19 protein-coding genes and 1 tRNA gene are annotated in these 18,951 nt (G+C 45.4%); 9 read left to right on the top strand and 11 right to left on the bottom strand.

Features of this window, described 5'->3' with window-relative positions; all coding sequences use genetic code 11:
• Positions 1 to 266 precede the first annotated feature (266 nt).
• The 4 genes from K0A89_07355 to K0A89_07340 all read left to right on the top strand — a co-directional run bounded on the left by K0A89_07355 (position 267) and on the right by K0A89_07340 (position 5,555).
• The gene (locus K0A89_07355; protein MBW6518302.1) at positions 267 to 479 is read left to right on the top strand and encodes a hypothetical protein; all 213 of its coding nucleotides are present in this window, start codon (positions 267 to 269) and stop codon (positions 477 to 479) included.
• 334 nt (positions 480 to 813) lie between these two features.
• Positions 814 to 2,619 carry a hypothetical protein gene (locus tag K0A89_07350; GenBank protein MBW6518301.1) on the top strand — a complete coding sequence of 602 codons (1,806 nt, stop codon included), beginning with the start codon at positions 814 to 816 and terminating at the stop codon, positions 2,617 to 2,619.
• Between the two features lie 792 nt (positions 2,620 to 3,411).
• Positions 3,412 to 4,659 carry a Glu/Leu/Phe/Val dehydrogenase gene (locus tag K0A89_07345; GenBank protein ID MBW6518300.1) on the top strand — a complete coding sequence of 416 codons (1,248 nt, stop codon included), beginning with the start codon at positions 3,412 to 3,414 and terminating at the stop codon, positions 4,657 to 4,659.
• Positions 4,660 to 4,943: 284 nt separating this feature from the next.
• A complete protein-coding gene (locus K0A89_07340) occupies positions 4,944 to 5,555 on the top strand; it encodes a tetratricopeptide repeat protein (GenBank protein ID MBW6518299.1) in 612 nt (203 codons plus the stop codon).
• A 189-nt stretch (positions 5,556 to 5,744) separates the two neighbouring features.
• Here K0A89_07340 and K0A89_07335 read toward each other — a convergent pair whose 3' ends face one another.
• Positions 5,745 to 5,987, bottom strand: coding sequence for a hypothetical protein (locus tag K0A89_07335; protein ID MBW6518298.1), 243 nt, complete (start codon positions 5,985 to 5,987; stop codon positions 5,745 to 5,747).
• 146 nt (positions 5,988 to 6,133) lie between these two features.
• On the opposite strand from K0A89_07335, the gene K0A89_07330 reads away from it, so the two are divergent.
• Positions 6,134 to 6,207 (top strand) — tRNA-Thr (locus tag K0A89_07330).
• Between the two features lie 127 nt (positions 6,208 to 6,334).
• On the opposite strand, the gene K0A89_07325 is transcribed toward K0A89_07330, so the two are convergent.
• Together K0A89_07325 and K0A89_07320 are read right to left on the bottom strand one after the other, a co-directional pair.
• Entirely contained in the window at positions 6,335 to 6,484 is a 150-nt protein-coding gene (locus tag K0A89_07325; protein MBW6518297.1) for a hypothetical protein, read from the bottom strand.
• Positions 6,485 to 6,522: 38 nt separating this feature from the next.
• A complete protein-coding gene (locus tag K0A89_07320) occupies positions 6,523 to 7,383 on the bottom strand; it encodes an ATP-grasp domain-containing protein (GenBank protein ID MBW6518296.1) in 861 nt (286 codons plus the stop codon).
• A 127-nt stretch (positions 7,384 to 7,510) separates the two neighbouring features.
• On the opposite strand from K0A89_07320, the gene surE reads away from it, so the two are divergent.
• Positions 7,511 to 8,299, top strand: a complete 789-nt coding sequence (surE, locus tag K0A89_07315) for a 5'/3'-nucleotidase SurE (GenBank protein ID MBW6518295.1) — start codon at positions 7,511 to 7,513, stop codon at positions 8,297 to 8,299.
• A gap of 10 nt (positions 8,300 to 8,309) precedes the next feature.
• Positions 8,310 to 9,458, top strand: a complete 1,149-nt coding sequence (locus K0A89_07310) for an MFS transporter (GenBank protein MBW6518294.1) — start codon at positions 8,310 to 8,312, stop codon at positions 9,456 to 9,458.
• Positions 9,459 to 9,474: 16 nt separating this feature from the next.
• Here K0A89_07310 and K0A89_07305 read toward each other — a convergent pair whose 3' ends face one another.
• The 8 genes from K0A89_07305 to K0A89_07270 all read right to left on the bottom strand — a co-directional run bounded on the left by K0A89_07305 (position 9,475) and on the right by K0A89_07270 (position 17,341).
• The gene (locus K0A89_07305) at positions 9,475 to 9,735 is read right to left on the bottom strand and encodes a hypothetical protein (GenBank protein MBW6518293.1); all 261 of its coding nucleotides are present in this window, start codon (positions 9,733 to 9,735) and stop codon (positions 9,475 to 9,477) included.
• Positions 9,732 to 10,997 (bottom strand): hypothetical protein, encoded by a 1,266-nt coding sequence (locus K0A89_07300; protein ID MBW6518292.1) that lies wholly within the window; start codon positions 10,995 to 10,997, stop codon positions 9,732 to 9,734. The genes K0A89_07305 and K0A89_07300 overlap by 4 nt, the downstream gene beginning before the upstream one ends.
• Before the next feature lie 1,097 nt (positions 10,998 to 12,094).
• Entirely contained in the window at positions 12,095 to 13,279 is a 1,185-nt protein-coding gene (locus tag K0A89_07295) for a PQQ-dependent sugar dehydrogenase (protein MBW6518291.1), read from the bottom strand.
• A 129-nt stretch (positions 13,280 to 13,408) separates the two neighbouring features.
• Positions 13,409 to 14,266: a pirin family protein gene (locus K0A89_07290; GenBank protein ID MBW6518290.1), complete on the bottom strand. Its 858-nt coding sequence runs from the start codon at positions 14,264 to 14,266 to the stop codon at positions 13,409 to 13,411.
• Positions 14,267 to 14,449: 183 nt separating this feature from the next.
• Positions 14,450 to 15,190, bottom strand: a complete 741-nt coding sequence (locus tag K0A89_07285) for an energy-coupling factor transporter transmembrane protein EcfT (protein MBW6518289.1) — start codon at positions 15,188 to 15,190, stop codon at positions 14,450 to 14,452.
• Entirely contained in the window at positions 15,187 to 16,005 is an 819-nt protein-coding gene (locus tag K0A89_07280) for an ATP-binding cassette domain-containing protein (protein MBW6518288.1), read from the bottom strand. Before K0A89_07280 ends, K0A89_07285 begins: the two co-directional genes overlap by 4 nt.
• A complete protein-coding gene (locus tag K0A89_07275; protein ID MBW6518287.1) occupies positions 15,981 to 16,781 on the bottom strand; it encodes an ATP-binding cassette domain-containing protein in 801 nt (266 codons plus the stop codon). Before K0A89_07275 ends, K0A89_07280 begins: the two co-directional genes overlap by 25 nt.
• A complete protein-coding gene (locus K0A89_07270; GenBank protein MBW6518286.1) occupies positions 16,778 to 17,341 on the bottom strand; it encodes a biotin transporter BioY in 564 nt (187 codons plus the stop codon). Before K0A89_07270 ends, K0A89_07275 begins: the two co-directional genes overlap by 4 nt.
• A 172-nt stretch (positions 17,342 to 17,513) precedes the next feature.
• Here K0A89_07270 and K0A89_07265 point away from each other — a divergent pair, with 172 nt between their 5' ends.
• Together K0A89_07265 and K0A89_07260 are read left to right on the top strand one after the other, a co-directional pair.
• Positions 17,514 to 18,158 carry a hypothetical protein gene (locus K0A89_07265; GenBank protein ID MBW6518285.1) on the top strand — a complete coding sequence of 215 codons (645 nt, stop codon included), beginning with the start codon at positions 17,514 to 17,516 and terminating at the stop codon, positions 18,156 to 18,158.
• 33 nt (positions 18,159 to 18,191) lie between these two features.
• Positions 18,192 to 18,944: a sulfite exporter TauE/SafE family protein gene (locus tag K0A89_07260; protein MBW6518284.1), complete on the top strand. Its 753-nt coding sequence runs from the start codon at positions 18,192 to 18,194 to the stop codon at positions 18,942 to 18,944.
• Positions 18,945 to 18,951: the final 7 nt, after the last annotated feature.

Below are 18,951 nucleotides of genomic sequence, written 5' to 3'. Positions count from 1 at the left end.
TGAAAAAGTGATTGATTTCTTAAAAGAGTATAACGCGGAGTATTATATTAGGGATATAATTTTGTTGGATGAGGATGAGGTTTTTTTAAGCAAATTTGGGCCGATCTAATAATATTGTCCCAAGGCCAGTACCTCCATTATATTTTAACCGATCTTAGTCGGCAAACAGTAATTTACTGTATATTTGGTAATATTTAAACTTATTCCTTAAAATCGGAAATGTATATATACTAATAAATACGAACATAAAAAGCAGGTGAAGTTAAATGTATGACAATAATTTAATTATCCGGTTCCAGACCATATCATATTTGTTTGGATGTATTGTTTTCTCCCTGTTGGGACTCTCAGGACTCAAACAACTGGCATATACCCAGGCGTATCCGGGAACAAGCTTGATAGTATTCACTGCTTTGCTGACATCTTTTGGTATCTGGTCACTGCGCAGGTTCTATGAGCAGTACCGTGCCATAGGATGAACTGCGAATTGTTCCAGTTGAAAATATGGGAAGCTGTTTGTATCTGACCATGGATTTCGTTAACTCTCTAATAAATAACTGAGCATGAGTGCTCACAGTCACGACTGGAAAGCGTGGACTTTGATGTATTGTACTTAAACATCATTTAGAAACGAAAAAGTTTTTAATGTATGATGTCATATCATAAAATAGTGGGAAGATAGCCTTGAACATCGTTTATCACAAACGATGAGAAAGACTTGATTCTAAATCAATGATTTGTTGAACAATATCGAGTTATTTGCAATAAGTTGAATGAAAACTCGACATGTCGTTTGACAAAGTGAGGTTAAAAATGAATACCATAAAAAATAATGGAACACTTTTTGCAATAACGATGTTGGTCTTGCTAATTACAGCAGGGTTAGTGAGTGGCGCCTCTACGGTTCCGACCGACATTTCTATCATAATTTCGAACAACTGTGCAAATTGTCATGCAGATCGTCCGGCAACGCATACCGATGCCACCCCAGGTGGCCAGAATTCTGACCAGTGTGGATTGTGCCACATTCCTTACGGGAATACTGCTACCTTTGTGCACACTGCAACTACTACTGGTTGTATCAGTTGTCATGCCACAGTTGAAACAACACATTTTTTCCTGCGTGATGATAACGACCAGACCAAATTGGCAGATAGTGCGGAAGGAAAATGTATTTCCTGTCATGTAGAAAATGGGGGTAGTGGTTTCACCACAGGTCCATTAGCAGTTGGAAAAGGATTTCCCCCTCTGCAAACAGATGAAGAGATCATCGCAGCAGCCCAACAGGGGACATTGCGTTCATGGATCCAGCCAGGCGGTTTTATGGCAAAATACCTCACTGATGACGAGGTTGCTACTATCACAGACTGGATAGATTCTACCTATACCAATGACCGTTCCCTTGGATACGATCCATACCTGGATGCAGTCAAAACCACCGACTTTGATATTAACGACCTGGTTACAGGGACCGACAATGCTGCCTGGGACAAAGCAACAGAACACGTTATCTCGGTAACCCCGACGATATATACGTCAGCGGACAAGATCAAACTGAAAGCTTTGTACAGCGATGAATACCTCTACATACGCGCCGAATGGGACGATACTACCGCAAGCCTTACCAGAGCTGACTCGTGGGTAAAAGATAGTTCTACCGGCAAGTGGCGGCATCCTGCGACAAGCACTGGAAATGATAAGCAGTCGGAAGATCGCTTTGCAGTTTTCTGGAACATTGACACGCAAAATTACAAGGCACGCTATGGTTGTGCGATCTCATGTCACGGTAATGTGCCGGGTTCTGCTAAATTCACGGACACCTCAGGTGCGACAATGGATATCTGGCACAATAAGGCTGCCAGAGGTCTTGGAGTATTCAGCGCTACAGATAGCGACCTGGTAATAGCTGGAAATGAAGCTTTTGAAGCCACTGCCGGAACAGTCAAATTATCAGGAGTGGTGGACGACAAGCGACTCATCTGGTATATGGATACCAATGACGGATACGACACTGAAGATTCCGGAAGGCGTGCTGATAAAGGCAAGAGCGCTTACTCGAATAACCGGAATGGCGACAAAAGTGCACCTAAAGTGATCGAGACAGCACCAACTTCATGGTCAGACGCCATGGTTCTTACCCAGGCTGAAATTGATAATGGCCAGACCATTACGGCAGATCCGAACGATGCTGCATATGACGCTGCTGCGGTGGACGAGGCATGGAATAACTATGAAGACCTGAGCGCTGTGGTACCTGAACGTATCCTGAGGGAACCGGATGGAAGCCGTGGTGATGTCCTGAATACAGCTGTCTGGAAAGATGGTGTATGGACACAGGAATTCAGGCGGAAACTGGTAACCGGAAATGCTGATGATGTGCAGTTTGACCTTGCTACAGCAACGGAGTATGATTATTCTGTAGCCGTATTTGACAACTGCGGCAGGGGAGAAATTCCACCTGGACACACCACCTATGGTGAAGGCCAGTACCAGATACTTCGTTTCTCTGAAGAGGCACCAGCTCCTTCACAAACAAAGTCAACACCAGGATTTGAAGGTCTGTTTATGATCGCAGGTTTACTCACTGTTGGGTATCTTGTGCTCAAGCGCAAAGAGTGAAAATAAATTTAACCGTTCCGGAATATCATCCGGAACTGTTTTCTTTTTTATCGGGAAGCTAACTGTTGCGAATCGGAGTGTAATATCAGGAAGAAAATTGTAATTCACTTACGATTATTCCCCTATCAACTTCTGCAATTACAAACCGATATTTGGAGTTAGATAGAATTTACCCCATAATTGTAGATTATTGAGTAAGACCGAGTTCAATTAAAAGGCTGGAGTTTAATGAGATAAGGGGAATTTCCATGATTTGGTGATGTCCTATTACTAGGTGGCCGACATCTGAATAGCGTATTATAATATTTCAAAATATCGTTAAGATTAGTAATGTATTAATATTAATTAAAAGAAGTAAATTGCCTATTCCATTAATAAATTTAAATATTCTGTATATAACTTTAAAGTATACATTTAGATATCGGCTACCTTTTTCCTAATACTTGGAAAATAGTTAGGTTTAAATAATATCTGGTCAGTAAGTGGTTGATTACATCCAACTTGCCGTACTTATAAAATCAGATAGTATCCATATCGGGTCAGACTGTGTGTCAAATTAATAGGAATAGAATCTCAACTATTGATCTAAAATTGCAGAATTCAGAATTTTGCTTTATACGGTCCCCCATAATTGAATTATAATATGGTAAATTGAATAAACCAGAGGCATCGAATGACAAATGCCGAATCCAAGCTAGATTCAGTACAAAATGAAATTGATGCTCTTGCAGGATTGCTTATCAATCCCAACTACATACTAAACATTAAAATAAAAAATAGAGGTACAAAGAAATGTCAGAACTTAACCCATTTCTGATTGCTCAACGGCAATTGGATGAATGTGCAAGAATATTGGAGCTTGATGACAGCGTGAGGGAAGTCCTCAGGGTTCCGATGCGTGAAATGCATGTGTCTCTACCAGTACGCATGGACAATGGCAAGATTCGTGTATTCCAGGGATTCAGGGTACAGTACAATGATGCCCGCGGACCGACAAAGGGTGGCATCAGGTTCCATCCTGATGAGACTGTCGATACCGTGAAGGCTCTTGCAGCATGGATGACCTGGAAGGCAGCTGTCGTTGACATACCTCTTGGCGGAGGAAAGGGTGGAGTTATCTGCAACCCCAAGGAAATGTCAGATGGCGAACTGGAACGCCTGAGCAGGGCATACATTCAATCCATATCCCAGATAGTAGGTCCTGAGAAGGATGTACCTGCTCCTGATGTGTATACCACCCCCCAGATAATGGCCTGGATGATGGATGAGTTCTCAAAGATATACCAGAAGAACCAGTTCGGTTTGATCACTGGCAAGCCTCTCGAACTGGGCGGTTCTGCAGGTCGCGGTGACGCAACTGCAAGGGGCGGATGTTATACTATCCGTGAAGCTGCAAGCGAATTGGGTCTGGACCTTAAGGGTGCTACTGTAGCCATACAGGGCTTCGGCAATGTCGGGCACTTTGCAGCAAACCTTGTTACTTCACTCTTCGGCTGCAAGGTAGTGGCTGTCAGTGACAGCAGGGGAGGTATAGTGAACATGGCCGGGCTTGACGGTGAAAAAGTCTCAGAGCATAAGGCAAAGACCGGTTCTGTTGTAGGTTTCCCCGGCAGCAAGCCGCTTTCAAATGAAGATCTGCTGGAACTAAACGTTGATATACTCATACCTGCAGCACTTGAGAATGTGATCACCGATGCAAATGCAGGTAATCTCAAGGCAAAGATAATGTGTGAACTGGCAAACGGGCCCACTACACCTGAAGCGGATGATATTCTGTACAAGAATAACGTCCATGTGATACCTGACTTCCTTGCCAATGCAGGTGGAGTGACTGTGTCTTATTTCGAGATGGTGCAGAACTTCTACATGTATTACTGGGACGAGGAACTGGTATACGAGCGTCTGGACAAGAAGATGACCAGCGCGTACCATGCTACACTCCAGGCTTCCAAGAAGTACAAGGTAAACATGCGCAAAGCTGCTTATGTTGTTGCAGTTGAACGCGTTGTTGCAGCAATGCGGCTTCGCGGCAGACTTTAATTATGCACTATGATTGGAAGGATTTTCATTTTGCAGATCCTTTCAATGTATGTGAATCCCTGGCCGGAGAAATGGTCCGGCCTTTTTTTTCACTATTTCTAACACGCGTTCCTTCCCGCGTTCATAGAAGTTATTACTGATCCAATGTTATCTCATTGATTGTGCTTGAATTTTTATTTCATCATAATGGTTATTGAAATAAGCATTATTTTTCAGACAGTATACAAAAAAATATATAGTAATGGACTTATTTAAATATTATTGCATTTCTAATGGGAGTCAACATGAACCGGAAGAAGACATCAGAGTCCAGTCCTAAAGTGGAAAGTGAAAGAACACTTGCATTTATTTCCCGGAATATCAAGTGCCCTGAAAAGCATCGACAAGATGAAAAAGAGCTTAGCCTCGAAAACTTGATGAAGCGCCTCGAGATTACAATGATGCAAAAATCAAGACTGGATTCTCTTGAAAGGTATCAAAACGTGATACGGTTATATGATGACGCTTTGAAAATCAATCCGAATTTTATTGAAGCCTGGCTGAATAAAGGATTTGTTCTCTATTCACTAAAAAAATATAACGAGGCAATTAAGGCTTTCGATGAGGTACTGAGAATCGATTCCCATTTGGCTGATGCCTGGTACCACAAAGCCAATTCATTATTCAAACTCAAAAAGTATGAAGAAGCGAACCGGGCTTATGATGAAGTGTTGAAGGTCAGGCCATATTTTAAAAACGCATGGAACAACAAAGGTAATGTATTGAGTGCGCTCAATAAACATTCTCAGGCTGTTCAGATGTATGATAAGGCAATCGAAATTGACCCTCAATTTACGGAAGCCATATACAATAAGGCAAACGAGATCCTTTTGATGGGGATGAAATTCCAAGTGTAATAGTGAATTATTACCTTTGCACTCAAATTGCCGCCATTATTGCCGGATGTATATTACCATGCCTTACTCTATTCGTCCCATTTGGCACGAGTTCGTTGCTCATCTTTTGATGAACACCCCCGCACGCACAGGTGCAAAGGGTGTCATCTTTCCCGGCAGCAGGTCAACAAAACATCTTTCACGTCGAACTCAATATTCCTCGCCGACATCAAGTTGATATTCAAAACGCCCTGGCAGGAATGGCCGGTTTTTCTTTTGTTCATGGGCAGCCTTGTTCATTTCTTCAAGGGCATCCACAGCAATTTGAAGTTCGATATAGTCAGGTTCCGGATGATGTTCCAGTTCCCGTTTAATCTGTTCAATAATGAGTTCAAGCTGAGACGACGACATTTCCCTGTACCGTTTTTTAAGGTATTCTATTTCAAATCCCATGATTTGCCTCCTTTTTCTTGATGAATGTATATTTTTATCTTCAAATTAAAATAGTATGGCAATGCATTTAATGTTGATGGTAGAACACCGAAGATTATATGTTCTATTATAACCTTCAAGCGGGCACATTTCAGGACGAATCAAATGCCTCGGTGGCTCAGCCCGGCAGAGCGAGTGATTTGTAATCACTAGGTCGAGGGTTCAAATCCCTCCCGAGGCTTCTCAATTTTTGGTATTTCTAACCTCGTGTTGGTAATCTTGCGATTTAAAACGTGACGCTAAACATGATTCCATAATCCCTGAGCGGATGGACAGGATATACGGGAAGCCACATTCGATTTATCGCATCATTTTTGTGCCATTTTTTCCAGCACATCTGCAGGCAGGGCTTTGGCAAGGTTGATTTTTGTCACGCACCTGGTGGGAATACCCCTTTTCTTTGCCTCTTCTCGCAGTACCTTGGCATCGATCTTCTTTACCATCTCTTCAAAGTCCATGAAATGAACACCTCCACTATAGTTATTTATTCCAATATCTAATCAATGTTACCCTTCTTCAGGTAAGCCTTGGTAAAGCCGAACTGGCCGGTAATGCTCACCCTTTCAGGCAATGCTCCAAAACCAGCCCTCAATAATAGCTCGCCCAGCTTCTCATCCATTACCTTCTCGATACCGATAATGGATGTGGTCGGCCTGGGGTTCACATCTATGACCCATGGCTCTTCAGCCAGCACGATATCAATGCCTACATACCCCTTACAGCCCAGCACCCTGGCTGTATGTCCGGCAACCTCGAATATCTCATCATTCCTGCCGCAGTCTATCCCCACGGTGCCCCCGTCATACATTATGTCATTCCCTATCTTGATATGCTGTTTGTTTACGGTCAGAGGGAGGACAGTATCTCCAACAACCATGCTGGCGCTCAGATGCTGGCCCTCGATAAACCTGGTCGCAACAAAGCCTTCCGGTATCATGGTGGCACAGGAATACCTGGTCAGGGTGGTATCTTCCGAGGCACAGCCCCATCTGGGTTTGAGTACCAGCCTGTCTCCCAGTGAAAATACCTCCTGCCCGCCTGATATGATCGTATCGGGAACCTTTATTCCTTCTTTTTCCAGTATCCTGGCACACTCCAGTTTATCCGCGCATACCCTGACCGAAACTGAAGGACATCCCAGGTTTACCGTGTGCTCTTCCACCAGCTCGGTCAGGTCGCCCAGCAGTACATCGGGTGCAACTACCAGGCCGGCATCGCACTGGCTGGAGAGTTGCTCCACCGTCTTTTTAAAATCATCGGTCTTAACAGCGGTTCCTGATTGCAATATTGTGCCACTGGTGGGGTAGAGTACCCTGTGTCCTGAGTCCACGAAACTCCTGACGAGGACGTCCAGCATGGCCCTGCCTTCCAGGAGTATGGTGCCGCCTTCCCCGGTGCCGACTGCATACTCTGCTATCATTATGTCCATGGGGGAATAACAAGTCTTATTCAACATTAATCTTATCAAATACACCAGGAATAACATGACAAAAAAAATACTTGTAACCAATGACGACGGTGTCTACGCTGCCGGGATAAAAGCTGCATACCAGTGCGTGCATGACCTGGGCGATGTGACCGTCGTGGCACCGTCCATACAAAAAAGCGGTGTAGGGCGCAGTATATCCATTTTTGAACCTCTCAGGATACATCAGGCAAGAGTGGACGGTATGCAGGCGTATGCAGTGGACGGCACCCCAACCGATTCCGTGATACTGGGCATATTCTCCATCTTAAAAGCCATGCCTGACATGGTGCTCTCGGGTTTTAATATCGGTGAGAATATCAGTTCCGACAGCGTGACCACGTCAGGTACAATCGGTGCGGCAATGGAGGCTGCCAGTTATGGCATTCCTGCTATTGCAGCTTCCATACAGGTACTGGACGAAGGCGACAAATTCGATGACCTGCGCGCTTATGAATATGATTTCCAGGTGGGTATCCGGGTCGTGAAACGCATCGCCAGGAAGGTCCTTGACGCGGGTCTGCCCCCTGGAGTGGACCTGCTCAATGTCAATATACCCAGGCATGCGGCCCCTGATACTGAGATCGAGATGACCAGGCTTGCGCGCAAGATATTCAGGACATCGGTGCAGGAACGGCACGACCCCAGGGGCCGTCCCTACTACTGGATCGACGGTGACCTGATACATGACGACGAGGACGGCACAGATGTCCATGCGGTCATGAAGTGCGGGCATATCTCGGTAACACCTATAACACTTGACTCCACTGCTCCTGTGGATTTCAGTAAACTGGAACACCTTTTTTGAGTGACTAAAAATGAACCGTGAAGAAAAACCATACGCACACCTGCTTGACCGCATAATGCTCTATTCGTCAGTCTTTGTCTTAATGGGACTGTCCGATGCAGCCATTCCCATATTGCCGGAACTCTCAGACAGCACGCTGCTGGCCAACGGTGCTGCATCCAGCCTGATATTCTCATCCTTTTTTATCGGGGCACTGATAACAATGATGCCCTTTGGCCTGTTGTCAGATGCTTACGGTCACAGGCTGTTCATCATTCTGGGCATATTCCTGTCCTTGCTCTCAGGCATGGCAATCATTATTTCGGATAATGTATGGGTGATAGTGGCCGCCCGTTTCGTGGAAGGAGCCGGATGTGGTGCATTCTTCCCTGCCGCATTTGCCATGCTTTCCTATTTCGAGAAACGGGGACAGTATTTCGGGGAATTCAATTCACTGCTCAACCTGGGACTGGCTGCCGGAATGGGAATGGCAGGCTTGCTCGTGGCAACAGGCACAAAAAACGGCCTTATGCTGTTTGAAGGACTGATGGTTCCGGTGTTTATGATATCCATCATGGTCCTGGTGAACAACGGTCCTGGCAATCCTGTATCGAGTAAGCACGAGATCATATCGGCTTTGGTCAGGTCGAAATCCCTCTTTATCCATACAGAATATCTCCAGATCTGGGTACTCTCTTTCGTGCTGTTCGGAAGCAGCGGGGTACTCATAGCCCTGTACCCTGATTTCAGTATAGGGTTCCTTGATAAAGGTGCACTGGGCATGTACCTGGCCAGCGTATACCTGGGCGCAATGGTGACATCGCTTTTGGGGGGCAGGTTCCATGTTAGGGGAGATAACCTTGTCAGGGCAGGTATGGGCATAACCGGTGTGGGCGCACTGGCTGCGGTGTTCCATCCTATCGGCCTGACCCTTATGGGTGCCGGTTCCGGACTGGGACTGGTGGGACTGGTTACAGGTGTATCCAACCTGAATATTGAACAGGGTCAGGCAATGGGAATATTCAATACCTTTACCTACGCCGGGCTTGCCATGGTCCCATTACTCAGCGGGCTTATGTTATCCACACTTGGTTACAGCGGGGTTTTCATCCTGAATGTTGTCCTGATGATGGCAATGGTATTTTTGCCAATGGGTGCTTTAAAGCAAGGAAAAATATAAAAAAGGGTGGAAGGGCTCAAAAAGTGAGCCCATCAAGTTCAGAAAAACTCATATCTTCGATGTTTTCCATATCTTGAAGCAATGTATCCAGTTCAGCCATATCTGATTCAATGGTAGATATCTCGCTGTCCATTACATCCCCGGTAGCTGCCAGTGTTGCTGATGGAGCAGGTGCGGTAATGTCAACCCCGGGTGCTTCTTCCCGTGGTGAAGTACAACCGGACACTGCAAGACCTGTTATCAATAATGCCAGTACCATGATATTGAGCAGGTTCATGATTCATCAACTCCGCTCATGGGTGACCAATTGTTTTCTACGGTCTGCCCGCCCTCGGATGTGGCTGTATAGGTGCCATTGCCTTTGAGTACTGCGCTGCCTGAGCCTTCTGCGGTCAGTTCGATATCGTCACCATTTATGGTCACGGTAACACTGCTGCCGCTGATGGTGGCTGTGCCGTCGAACCCGCTGTACTTGACCGTACCATCATCATTTTTTGTCCTGGTACCGTTGCCGGTCACTTCGATTTTGGCATTCCCGTCATAGTCAGCTATGGTCAGTACACCGCTTTTGGCACTTAGTTCGATGTCCATGTCGCCGGAAAGAGTTACTTTTCCATTGCCAGTGGCGGTGAGTGTGCCGGTCCCCCTCAGGTCAACAAAACCAGGTCTGTGCTGCTTGAGTTCGGCAAAGATCTCCCTTAATATGGAATTTGCTTCCCTGAGTGCCTGGTTTGTTTCCCTTATCTGTACATTTGCTTCCCGTAAGAACCGGGTTGCTTCACCAGCATTGGTGAGTTGTCCCTTGTCATCGAACCCTGTGTGTTCGCCAAACAGTTCGGTGGCAGTTTCATGGCTGGCTATTGCTTTATCAAGTGCATCATTATAGTTATCCAGCAGGCGTTCCAGTTCGGTTGTGTCCTTGCCTGCTGCGTTTTGTCTATCTATCTCATCCTGGATGCGCTCAGCAATGGATTCGCTGCGGTCAATGAATGCGTCGACTTTGTTGTTCACTGTTGCGAGGGTGAAATATTTTGATTCCATGTTGACTTTTTGCCATGTATTCCTTATCTCCTTGATTATGGCCTGGAAATCTTCCCTGGTTTCAGCAGAGGCAACATCATCCTTCAGGTCCTGAAGATTGTCAATATATTCCTGGATATTCCCGGATGCTGTGAAGGGAGCATTGCCGTTCTCTTCGGCGACCTGGGCCCGTATCATGAGCATTTCAAGTTGTTGAATGGTATAGTCGATGGTATGGTTCAGATGGTCCTTAGTGGCTTGTTTTAAAGCAAAGGTATTTTCTCTGGACCTTGTATCATTCAATCTGTCTTTTGCTTCATTGAATTTTTCTCTTGAGTCTTGATAGTTCTGCCGGGCATTTTGTATCCTGTCTGAATAGTTCTGGTATTTATCCTGTACGTCCTGGTATTGCTCCCTTGGTGTTTCAGCATAGGCTACTGCCGGGACAAATATTCCCAGCACCATTATTACTGATACAACCATGGTAAGCATTGCGAACAATTTTGGTGTCTTTTCCATAATTCATTCCTCCTTTGTTCAGGGAAGTCTGCACGACTTCTTTGAATACAACATGGTAGGTGGAGAATATAAGCATACTTTCGAAGCATTTAATTTTTAAGCTTTATTATCGATTTGATTACTTTATAATACTTAAAAATAGACGTTTTCCCTAATTTAGTCAGATTTATTGCCGATTTTAAAAAAATAAGGTAAATTTTACCTAACTATCCATCCTTTTGGGCAGTCCATCGAAGTTCAAATTATAGAATCCAATTCCCCTGGTCCGGAATAGATGTTCATCTGTACAATATTGTGCCTGATATCATACCGTCAAGAAAAATATGATTATCATGCTAATATATGCCAATAATTATCCATATTGTTTTGAACAAGATTAATGATCAGCTGTTGACTCTGGATTAAAGGAAACGAAAATACGAAGCATGCAAAAAAAAATCGATTCGAATGAAGGGATAAAAGGTTTACAGGTCAGCTGAATTGCGAGAATATAATAATAAAGTTATAAATTTACCAATAGATGAAATAATAATATTTTTGTTCTAATCTCTTACATTAATGAAAATATAATTCTCATCAATAGAAAAGTATTTAACCTATCGATAGTAAAACATATTTCTCTAATTATAAAAAAATAGAGGGGATATAACAATGAATACAATCGAAAAATGCAGTCATTGTGGTAGTCAGGACTTTAATGTCGAAGGCTTGTACAATGACACGGTCTATATGGTATGTGAATCCTGCAGAACTGGATATTTTAGTGGAATGACAAATAATCATCAAAATATTGCACCAATCTGATCGTTTGAAGGAATAAGGGCATGAATGTACTACTCACATTGTAGCCCTTTAACGTATCGAAGGTAAGACAAGATCCATATCCGTACACCAGCTATGCAATATCTGGCTATTCCAGATTGCTTCAACTGGTGGCGGCAATAAGGATACGTCGATATCCTGGTGAAATAAGAATAATTCATTTATTGCAGTACCGATGTTAAGATTTGTACTGCATGCTTCTTTTTTTCTCACAAGCGTGGATGTAACGTATTCCGGATTATTCACCCTTCAGGCAATCTTTCACCCTCCCACCTTTATAAATCACTATCCAGGTAATATATCCGGTATATCTTCCCTGCATTATCATCGCTTACAAAAAGCGAGCCATCGTCATTTGTGATGATGTCCACCGGTCTTCCTGACACAGTGCCTCCTTTCAGCCAGCCTGTGGCAAAATCCTTTACTTCAAAATTATTCATGTCAATGGTCACTATCTTGTAACCGGTTGGTTCCTTTCGGTTCCATGAACCGTGAAAAGCCACGAACAGATCTCCCCTGTATTGTTCAGGGAAGTTTTCACCATAATAGAACATCAACCCGAGAGGTGCGGAATGAGCCTGGAGGTCGACTAAAGCCGGCATCTCGAAGGGCTGCTCGCATGGGTTGCGGATATACACATTCTTATCAAATTGCGTGTCATGGATATTCTGGCCATAGCATATGGGCCAGCCATAGTTGGTTCCTTCTCTTACCAGATTTAATTCATCAGGTGGAAGGTCATCACCTAACAGGTCACGACCATTCTCAGTGACGTACATTTCACCTGTCAGCGGGTGGAACGTAATGCCAACCGCATTCCTTAATCCGCGTGCAAATATCTCACAATCAGTACCATCAAGGTCGCACCGGGAAATTGCAGCTCTTCGTTCATCCTGTTCATTGCAGACATTGCAGGATGAGCCGATGCTCAGGTAGAGGCTATTGTTATGTATCCTGATAGACCTGGTAAAATGTCCCCCGCCCGGCAGGTCATCAATGAGCACTTCAAGAGAATCCCTATCAGCGACCAGGTCATTGTTCCGGTCTTTAATTCGAATCACCCTGGTTTCTTCTGCGATATAGAACCAGCCATCAGAGAAATCCAATCCGTGGGGATTATTGAGACCATCAATAAAAATGATAGTCTCATCTGCTTTATTATCGCGGTCACTGTCTGGCAGTGCCACGACCTTACCCTGACTAGTTAATGAAACATAGAGGATGCCATCTTTGAGCAGCAGCATCCTCGGAGCAGTATTGGGTTCAGGGAAAGATAGTGAACTGCCCCCCAGGTCCTGTGCATACACATCGATCGTAAATCCCGGAGGAAGCTGGATATCATCCATTGAACCAGGATCTATGGATGGTCTTACACCAAACCGTTGAAATAAGATAGATGATACTGCAATTATGACCACAACAATGGAAATTACAACTGAAATCCTGCTATTGATTTTCATTTGCAACTCACACTCCAGGTAATTGTTAGGAATTAAAAAGATAAAAGCTTCACCAAACATCATTCACAATTTGTATGAGTGGTGCCGTTCAATGTCCTGAAAAAATGGGATGAATCCCAGGGATTTATTTCATCCCGAAACCCTGTGTTTAATAAAAGTTCCCATCCTGTACTCTTCAAATGCAGTCGCCAATTCTTCCCGTGTGTTCATGACGATTGGTCCGGCCCATGCTACAGGTTCACCAATGGGTTTTCCAGATATCAAAAAGAAACGGAGTTTTTCATCCCTGGTGGATATATTGACTTCATCTCCATCGCCAAATATGACAAGATGTTCTACGCCTATTGATGCAGATTCGTCAAGGTCGAAATGGCCCCTTCCTTTTATAACATAAGCAAACGCTTTAAATCCGTTTTGGATAGGATGATTGAATTCTGTAAATGACGGAATGGTAACATCAAGATATTCGATGTCAACTACGATATCCCGGACCGGCCCTCTTTTATCCCCTACTTCTCCGCTGATGATCTTTATCGCAATGTTATTTCCACGAATCACTTCAGGTATTTGATGATTTTTTACTTCCCTGTATCTGGGTTCCATCATTTTATGGGTGGATGGCAAATTCACCCATAATTGAAAACCCCACATGCGCCCATTGTCACCCTTTGGCATTTCCTGGTGAATTATTCCGCTTCCCCCGGTCATCCACTGAACATTTCCGGGTTCGATGATGCCTTTGTTTCCCATACTGTCCCCGTGTTCCACGCTGCCTTCAAGTACATAGGTTACTGTTTCTATACCTCTGTGAGGGTGCCATGGAAATCCGGCGATATAGTCATCAGGATTTTTTGAATGGAAATCATCGAGGAGCAAAAAGGGGTCCAGTAAAGGGACTTCAGAGTTCCCGAATACCCTTTTTAAATGCACACCTGCTCCTTCGATAGTAGGTACGCTCTTAAATACAGTTTCAATATTTCGAATAATTTTATCCTGTTTCCTTTCCTGCTGTAATGTATTTGCTGAGGTGGTATATATCCTATTTTACCTCATTCCATTCACATGAAATACAACATCAACAAAGCCATAACCAGAAATATTCACATCATTCCATTCACATGAAATACAACATCAACAAAGCCACAACCAGAAATATTCACATCATTCCATTCACACGAAAAACAACATCGTCAAAGCCATAACCAGAAATATTCCCATTCCTGCATAGTCCCGTGTTCCCAGGGATCTTCTGTAATAATAATTTCGTCTTTTTGAATGAAAGCACCGGGATTCCAGCGCATCCGACAGTTCATCCACCTTTCTAAATGACCTGTGCAGCAATGGGACCACCAGGGCAGTAAACCCCTTCAACCCCCGTGGTTGATATCCCCTGGCAGCCTGGGCCCTCGAAATGGTATTCTTTTCCCTGAACAGTTCAGGTATAAATGTCATAGCGGTCCCTGTCATGAATGCAAGGTCACTGCCAAAAGTGCCCAAAGGTCTCAAAAAGAACAAAAGAGCATAGTTCAGGCCGGATGGTGAAGTGGTATAGGTCAACATAGATGTGTACAGTATCAACAGGATAAATCGCAAAACAAGGACACTACCCCCAACAATCCCCTCGAGAGCAGGCACGGGCAGCCCATCAATAAGAGGCGCTCCGGGTGTGAACAATACATGCATCAGGAATATTAACCCAAAGAATACCAGCACAGGTCTAAGCCCCTGTACCAATCTTGCATACGGTAATCCACACGCGCGGGATAGCAGCAAGACAAGACCCAGCAGAACAATCAGTGCAGTCGGCCGGGCAGCATATATCAGCAGGCTCATTCCCACCATCAGTACCAGTTTTGTTCTCGGGTCCAGCAGGTGCAGGTACGACCTGCCGTGACCATATATCCCGATCATATCTTCTCCAGTGAACGTCGTATCTGTTCAATTGCATCATTGCGAAGGATTACATCAGGATTCACCTCGAACCCCAGCCGTAGCAATCCGTACATGACCTGGTTCAATACCGGAAGGTAATCCTCCCTCCCCATTCTAAACGCCCAGTCCAGGTAGCCGGGGACAGTACCGGTATAAGCTACCTTTCCCTGGTCCAGGACGGCCAGATACCTGGATACAGCTACAACTTCCTGCAGCCTGTGAGAGATAAAAATGACCGTAATATCTTCTGATATGTTTTCAATAACCTCTAACAACCTCTTTCTGCTTATCGGGTCCAGGCTGGCCGTGGGCTCGTCAAGTATGAGGACATCGGGTCTCATGGCCAGCACCGAAGCAAAGGCTGCCAGTCTCAACGTACCTCTGTTCAGGTGGAAGGGGGAATGGCGGAGTATCTGCCGGTCAAGCCCTACCAGGTCCAGCGTGGAATGGATGCGCTCATTCACTTCATCCTCAGTAAGACCCGAATGTAACAGACCACAGGCCATGTCCCTGAACAAGGTCTTTTCAAAGAAAAAGTCCTCAGGCTGCTGGAACAGTATCCCCACATTCTTTCCGGGACACGGTGGTTCTCTTTCAATAGTAATTCTGCCGCCAGTGGGTTTTTCAAGACCTGCAATAAGAGATGCAAGTGTAGATTTACCGGAACCGATACCCCCCACCAATCCGAATACGCCACCTTTCTTTATGGAGAGGTCGATCTTGTCCAGTGCTTTTGTTTCCCCGGGAGTGCCAGCATCGTATACATGGGTCAGGTTCCTGATCTCAATCGACATAATTCCTCCATGAGAGACTCTGTGGTCAGGACGGGAGACAGCCCCAATGCTCTTGAGATGACAAAAGAGACCGGAACATCCATGTTCTTCTCATCCAGTAACTGGCTGAAGACTTCGGTTGCTGCTCCCTGGTTCATTATCCCGGACCCTGAGAGCACAATAAGCCTGGTGCAACGTGTCAGTTCTTCAGGGTCATGGGTAATATGTACAATGGTTGTCCCCTGGTGGTTCAACCTGGCTATATGCTCAAGGATAATTCTCCTGTACCCGGCATCCACCATGGAGACCGGTTCATCGAGGATGATGCACTCCGGTTCCATGACCATGACCGCGACAAGGTTCACCAGTTGTTTCTGCCCTCCGCTGAGCATCCTGATATTTCGGTGCCGTAATTCCCGTATCCCAAAGAGGTCGAGGTATCGTGCAATCCTCGTATCGATCTCAGCAACGGACAATCCCAGGTTTTCCAGGCCAAATACCAGGTCTTCTTCCAGGGTCTCGCCAATAACCTGCGCATCCGGGTTCTGGAACACCATACCTGCTGCCCTGCGGATGTTAAGTAACTGTTTCGTGTCGCCGGTGGATATCCCGTTTACCCTGACGGTCCCTTTTTTGGGCAGTAATAGCCCGGTCATGAGCCGTGCCAGGGTGGTCTTTCCCGACCCGTTATCACCCATGATTCCAAGGTATTCCCCTTTATTGACTCCAAAACTGATATTTTCCAGTACCGGACCCGTGGCGGGGTAAGAGAAAGAAACGTCTTGCAGTGATATCATGATATGTTCAAAAAGGGCCTTATCCTGTCCGCCACTATCAATGCAGCCACTATTTTGATAGCATCCCCTATCAAAAACGGCACCATTCCCACTGCAACAGCTTGTAGCAGGGACATATTCGCAACGACTGATAACTGGATCACTCCCGGCAGGTATATTGCAGCAAGACCACAGATCATTGCGCCGATGGTCACAGGCATACTGTGACCGGCCCCAGTGTATATCAGTCCGGTAATGAAAGCACCTGCAACAAATCCTATCAGGTACCCGCCGGTGGGACCCATCAGTACACCCAGCCCTGACGAGCCGCCTGAAAATACTGGAAGACCGATGATGCCAAGCATCACATATACCACCATACTGGTCCCTCCCCACCTGGCACCCAGGAGCAGTCCCGCCAGCAGTACAAAGAATACCTGCAAGGTTATGGGTACGGGACTCAAAGGGAGTGGTATCTTGATGATAGCGCCAATGGCTGTCAGGGCTGCAAACAGGGCAGCATAGAGCAAGGGTTTTACATTTGTATTTTCGTTCATGGTATCATCCTTTATTGTCAACATCTCTATCAGTTAGAGGTTGACAATTAGTGATGCCGGTGTTATATAATATTTTGTACACCTGCATTTCAAAAACATTCGAAACCGCAATGGTTAAGTATTTCAAAAACATTTTAAGTGATTGGTTTGCACAGTTATGCCAAACCCACACAAACAGATGATTGAGGTGACTAAAATGGAAATGACAAAAGATGAAATGCTTGAACTTGGATTCAAGTTTCACGGGCACCGATGTCCCGGCATGCCCCTGGGACTGAGAGTAGCCTGGGCAGCTATGGAAAAACTTGGTGTATCCAGGGCTGAGGACGGCGAGGTCGTAGCCCTCATTGAGACCGGTGATGCACATTGTGCCGGATGCTTTGGCGACGGGGTTCAGGTTGCCTCGGGTTGTACCCTGGGTAAGGGTAACATCAAGAAGACCTATTACGGAAAAATTGCAGTGACCCTTATCTCCCGCAAGAATAACAGAGCAGTCAGGGCCTATGCCCTCCCTGGTTTTTTTGCAAAGATGGAGCAATCCCCGTTCATGCAACAGAGAAACTCAGGTGTCCCGGCATCCCGGATATCAACTGACATATCACAACCTTCCATCGACATGGTAATGTCAATGCCAGATTCGGCTTTCATCGGAGTAAGTGACGTGTTCGATTACGAAATGGAATCTCCGGTAGTGCAGTTCAAACGTGTCAGATGTAACAAATGTGGAGATATGGTGATTGAAAAATACGCACATGTTATGGATGACAAAATTGTTTGTCAACCCTGCCTGGAAAAAGTACACACATTGCAGGTGCATATTGCACCACAACATTTATTTTAAATAGTTACCCGCTAAACCTGAAACTGATACACCATGGACCCCATTTTAATTGCAGTGATCATATTCTTCCTGGCAGTCCTGTTCTCGATGCTGGGTCTTGGTGGTGCATTGGTGTACGTACCACTGTTCTACTGGCTCGGCATTGACATACTGGTGGCAATACCCACGGCCCTGCTGCTCAATGGCATTACCACCAGTTCAGCAGCTATTACGTATCTTCGCAAGAAAATGGTTGACCTGCACACAGCTGCGCCATTTATAGCTGCATCCATACTAGGGGCACCCATTGGTGCATATTTCACCCAGTTCACTCCTGTTGAAACGCTATTATGGATACTCAGCATAGTGCTGGTACTTGCCGGGACACAGATGATATTTTCCAGGGACCCGGAGGGGGATAACCAGGTTCAAGATGTGGATAATGGCCGGCACATAATGATAGGGCTCGTTTTTGGATTCGTGATAGGCGCAGCTGCAGGACTGATGGGCATTGGCGGTGGTGTGTTCATTGTACCGGTATTGGTAATGCTGGGGTTTGGTACAAAACGTGCTTCTGCCACCTCGGCAGTCATCGTGGCATTCATATCGTTCTCAGGATTCCTGGGGCATCTTGGGACAGGTCGTCTTGATATGACACTTATGGCTTACACGGCCGTGGCTGCGTTCCTTGGCGGTCAGGTAGGCTCTCACCTGATGCACAGCAAAATACAATCAAAGACCATCAAGCAGTTGTTCGGCGCTGTCCTGTGGATCATGGCCGTTAAGATAGTGTCCGGGCTTTTGTAGCGATAGT

Source organism: ANME-2 cluster archaeon (genome assembly GCA_019429385.1).
In the GTDB taxonomy this organism is placed as follows: Archaea; Halobacteriota; Methanosarcinia; order Methanosarcinales; family Methanocomedenaceae; genus Methanocomedens_B.
The sequence above is the reverse complement of the archived record's forward strand: the minus strand, read 5'-3'. Positions and strand labels throughout refer to the sequence as shown.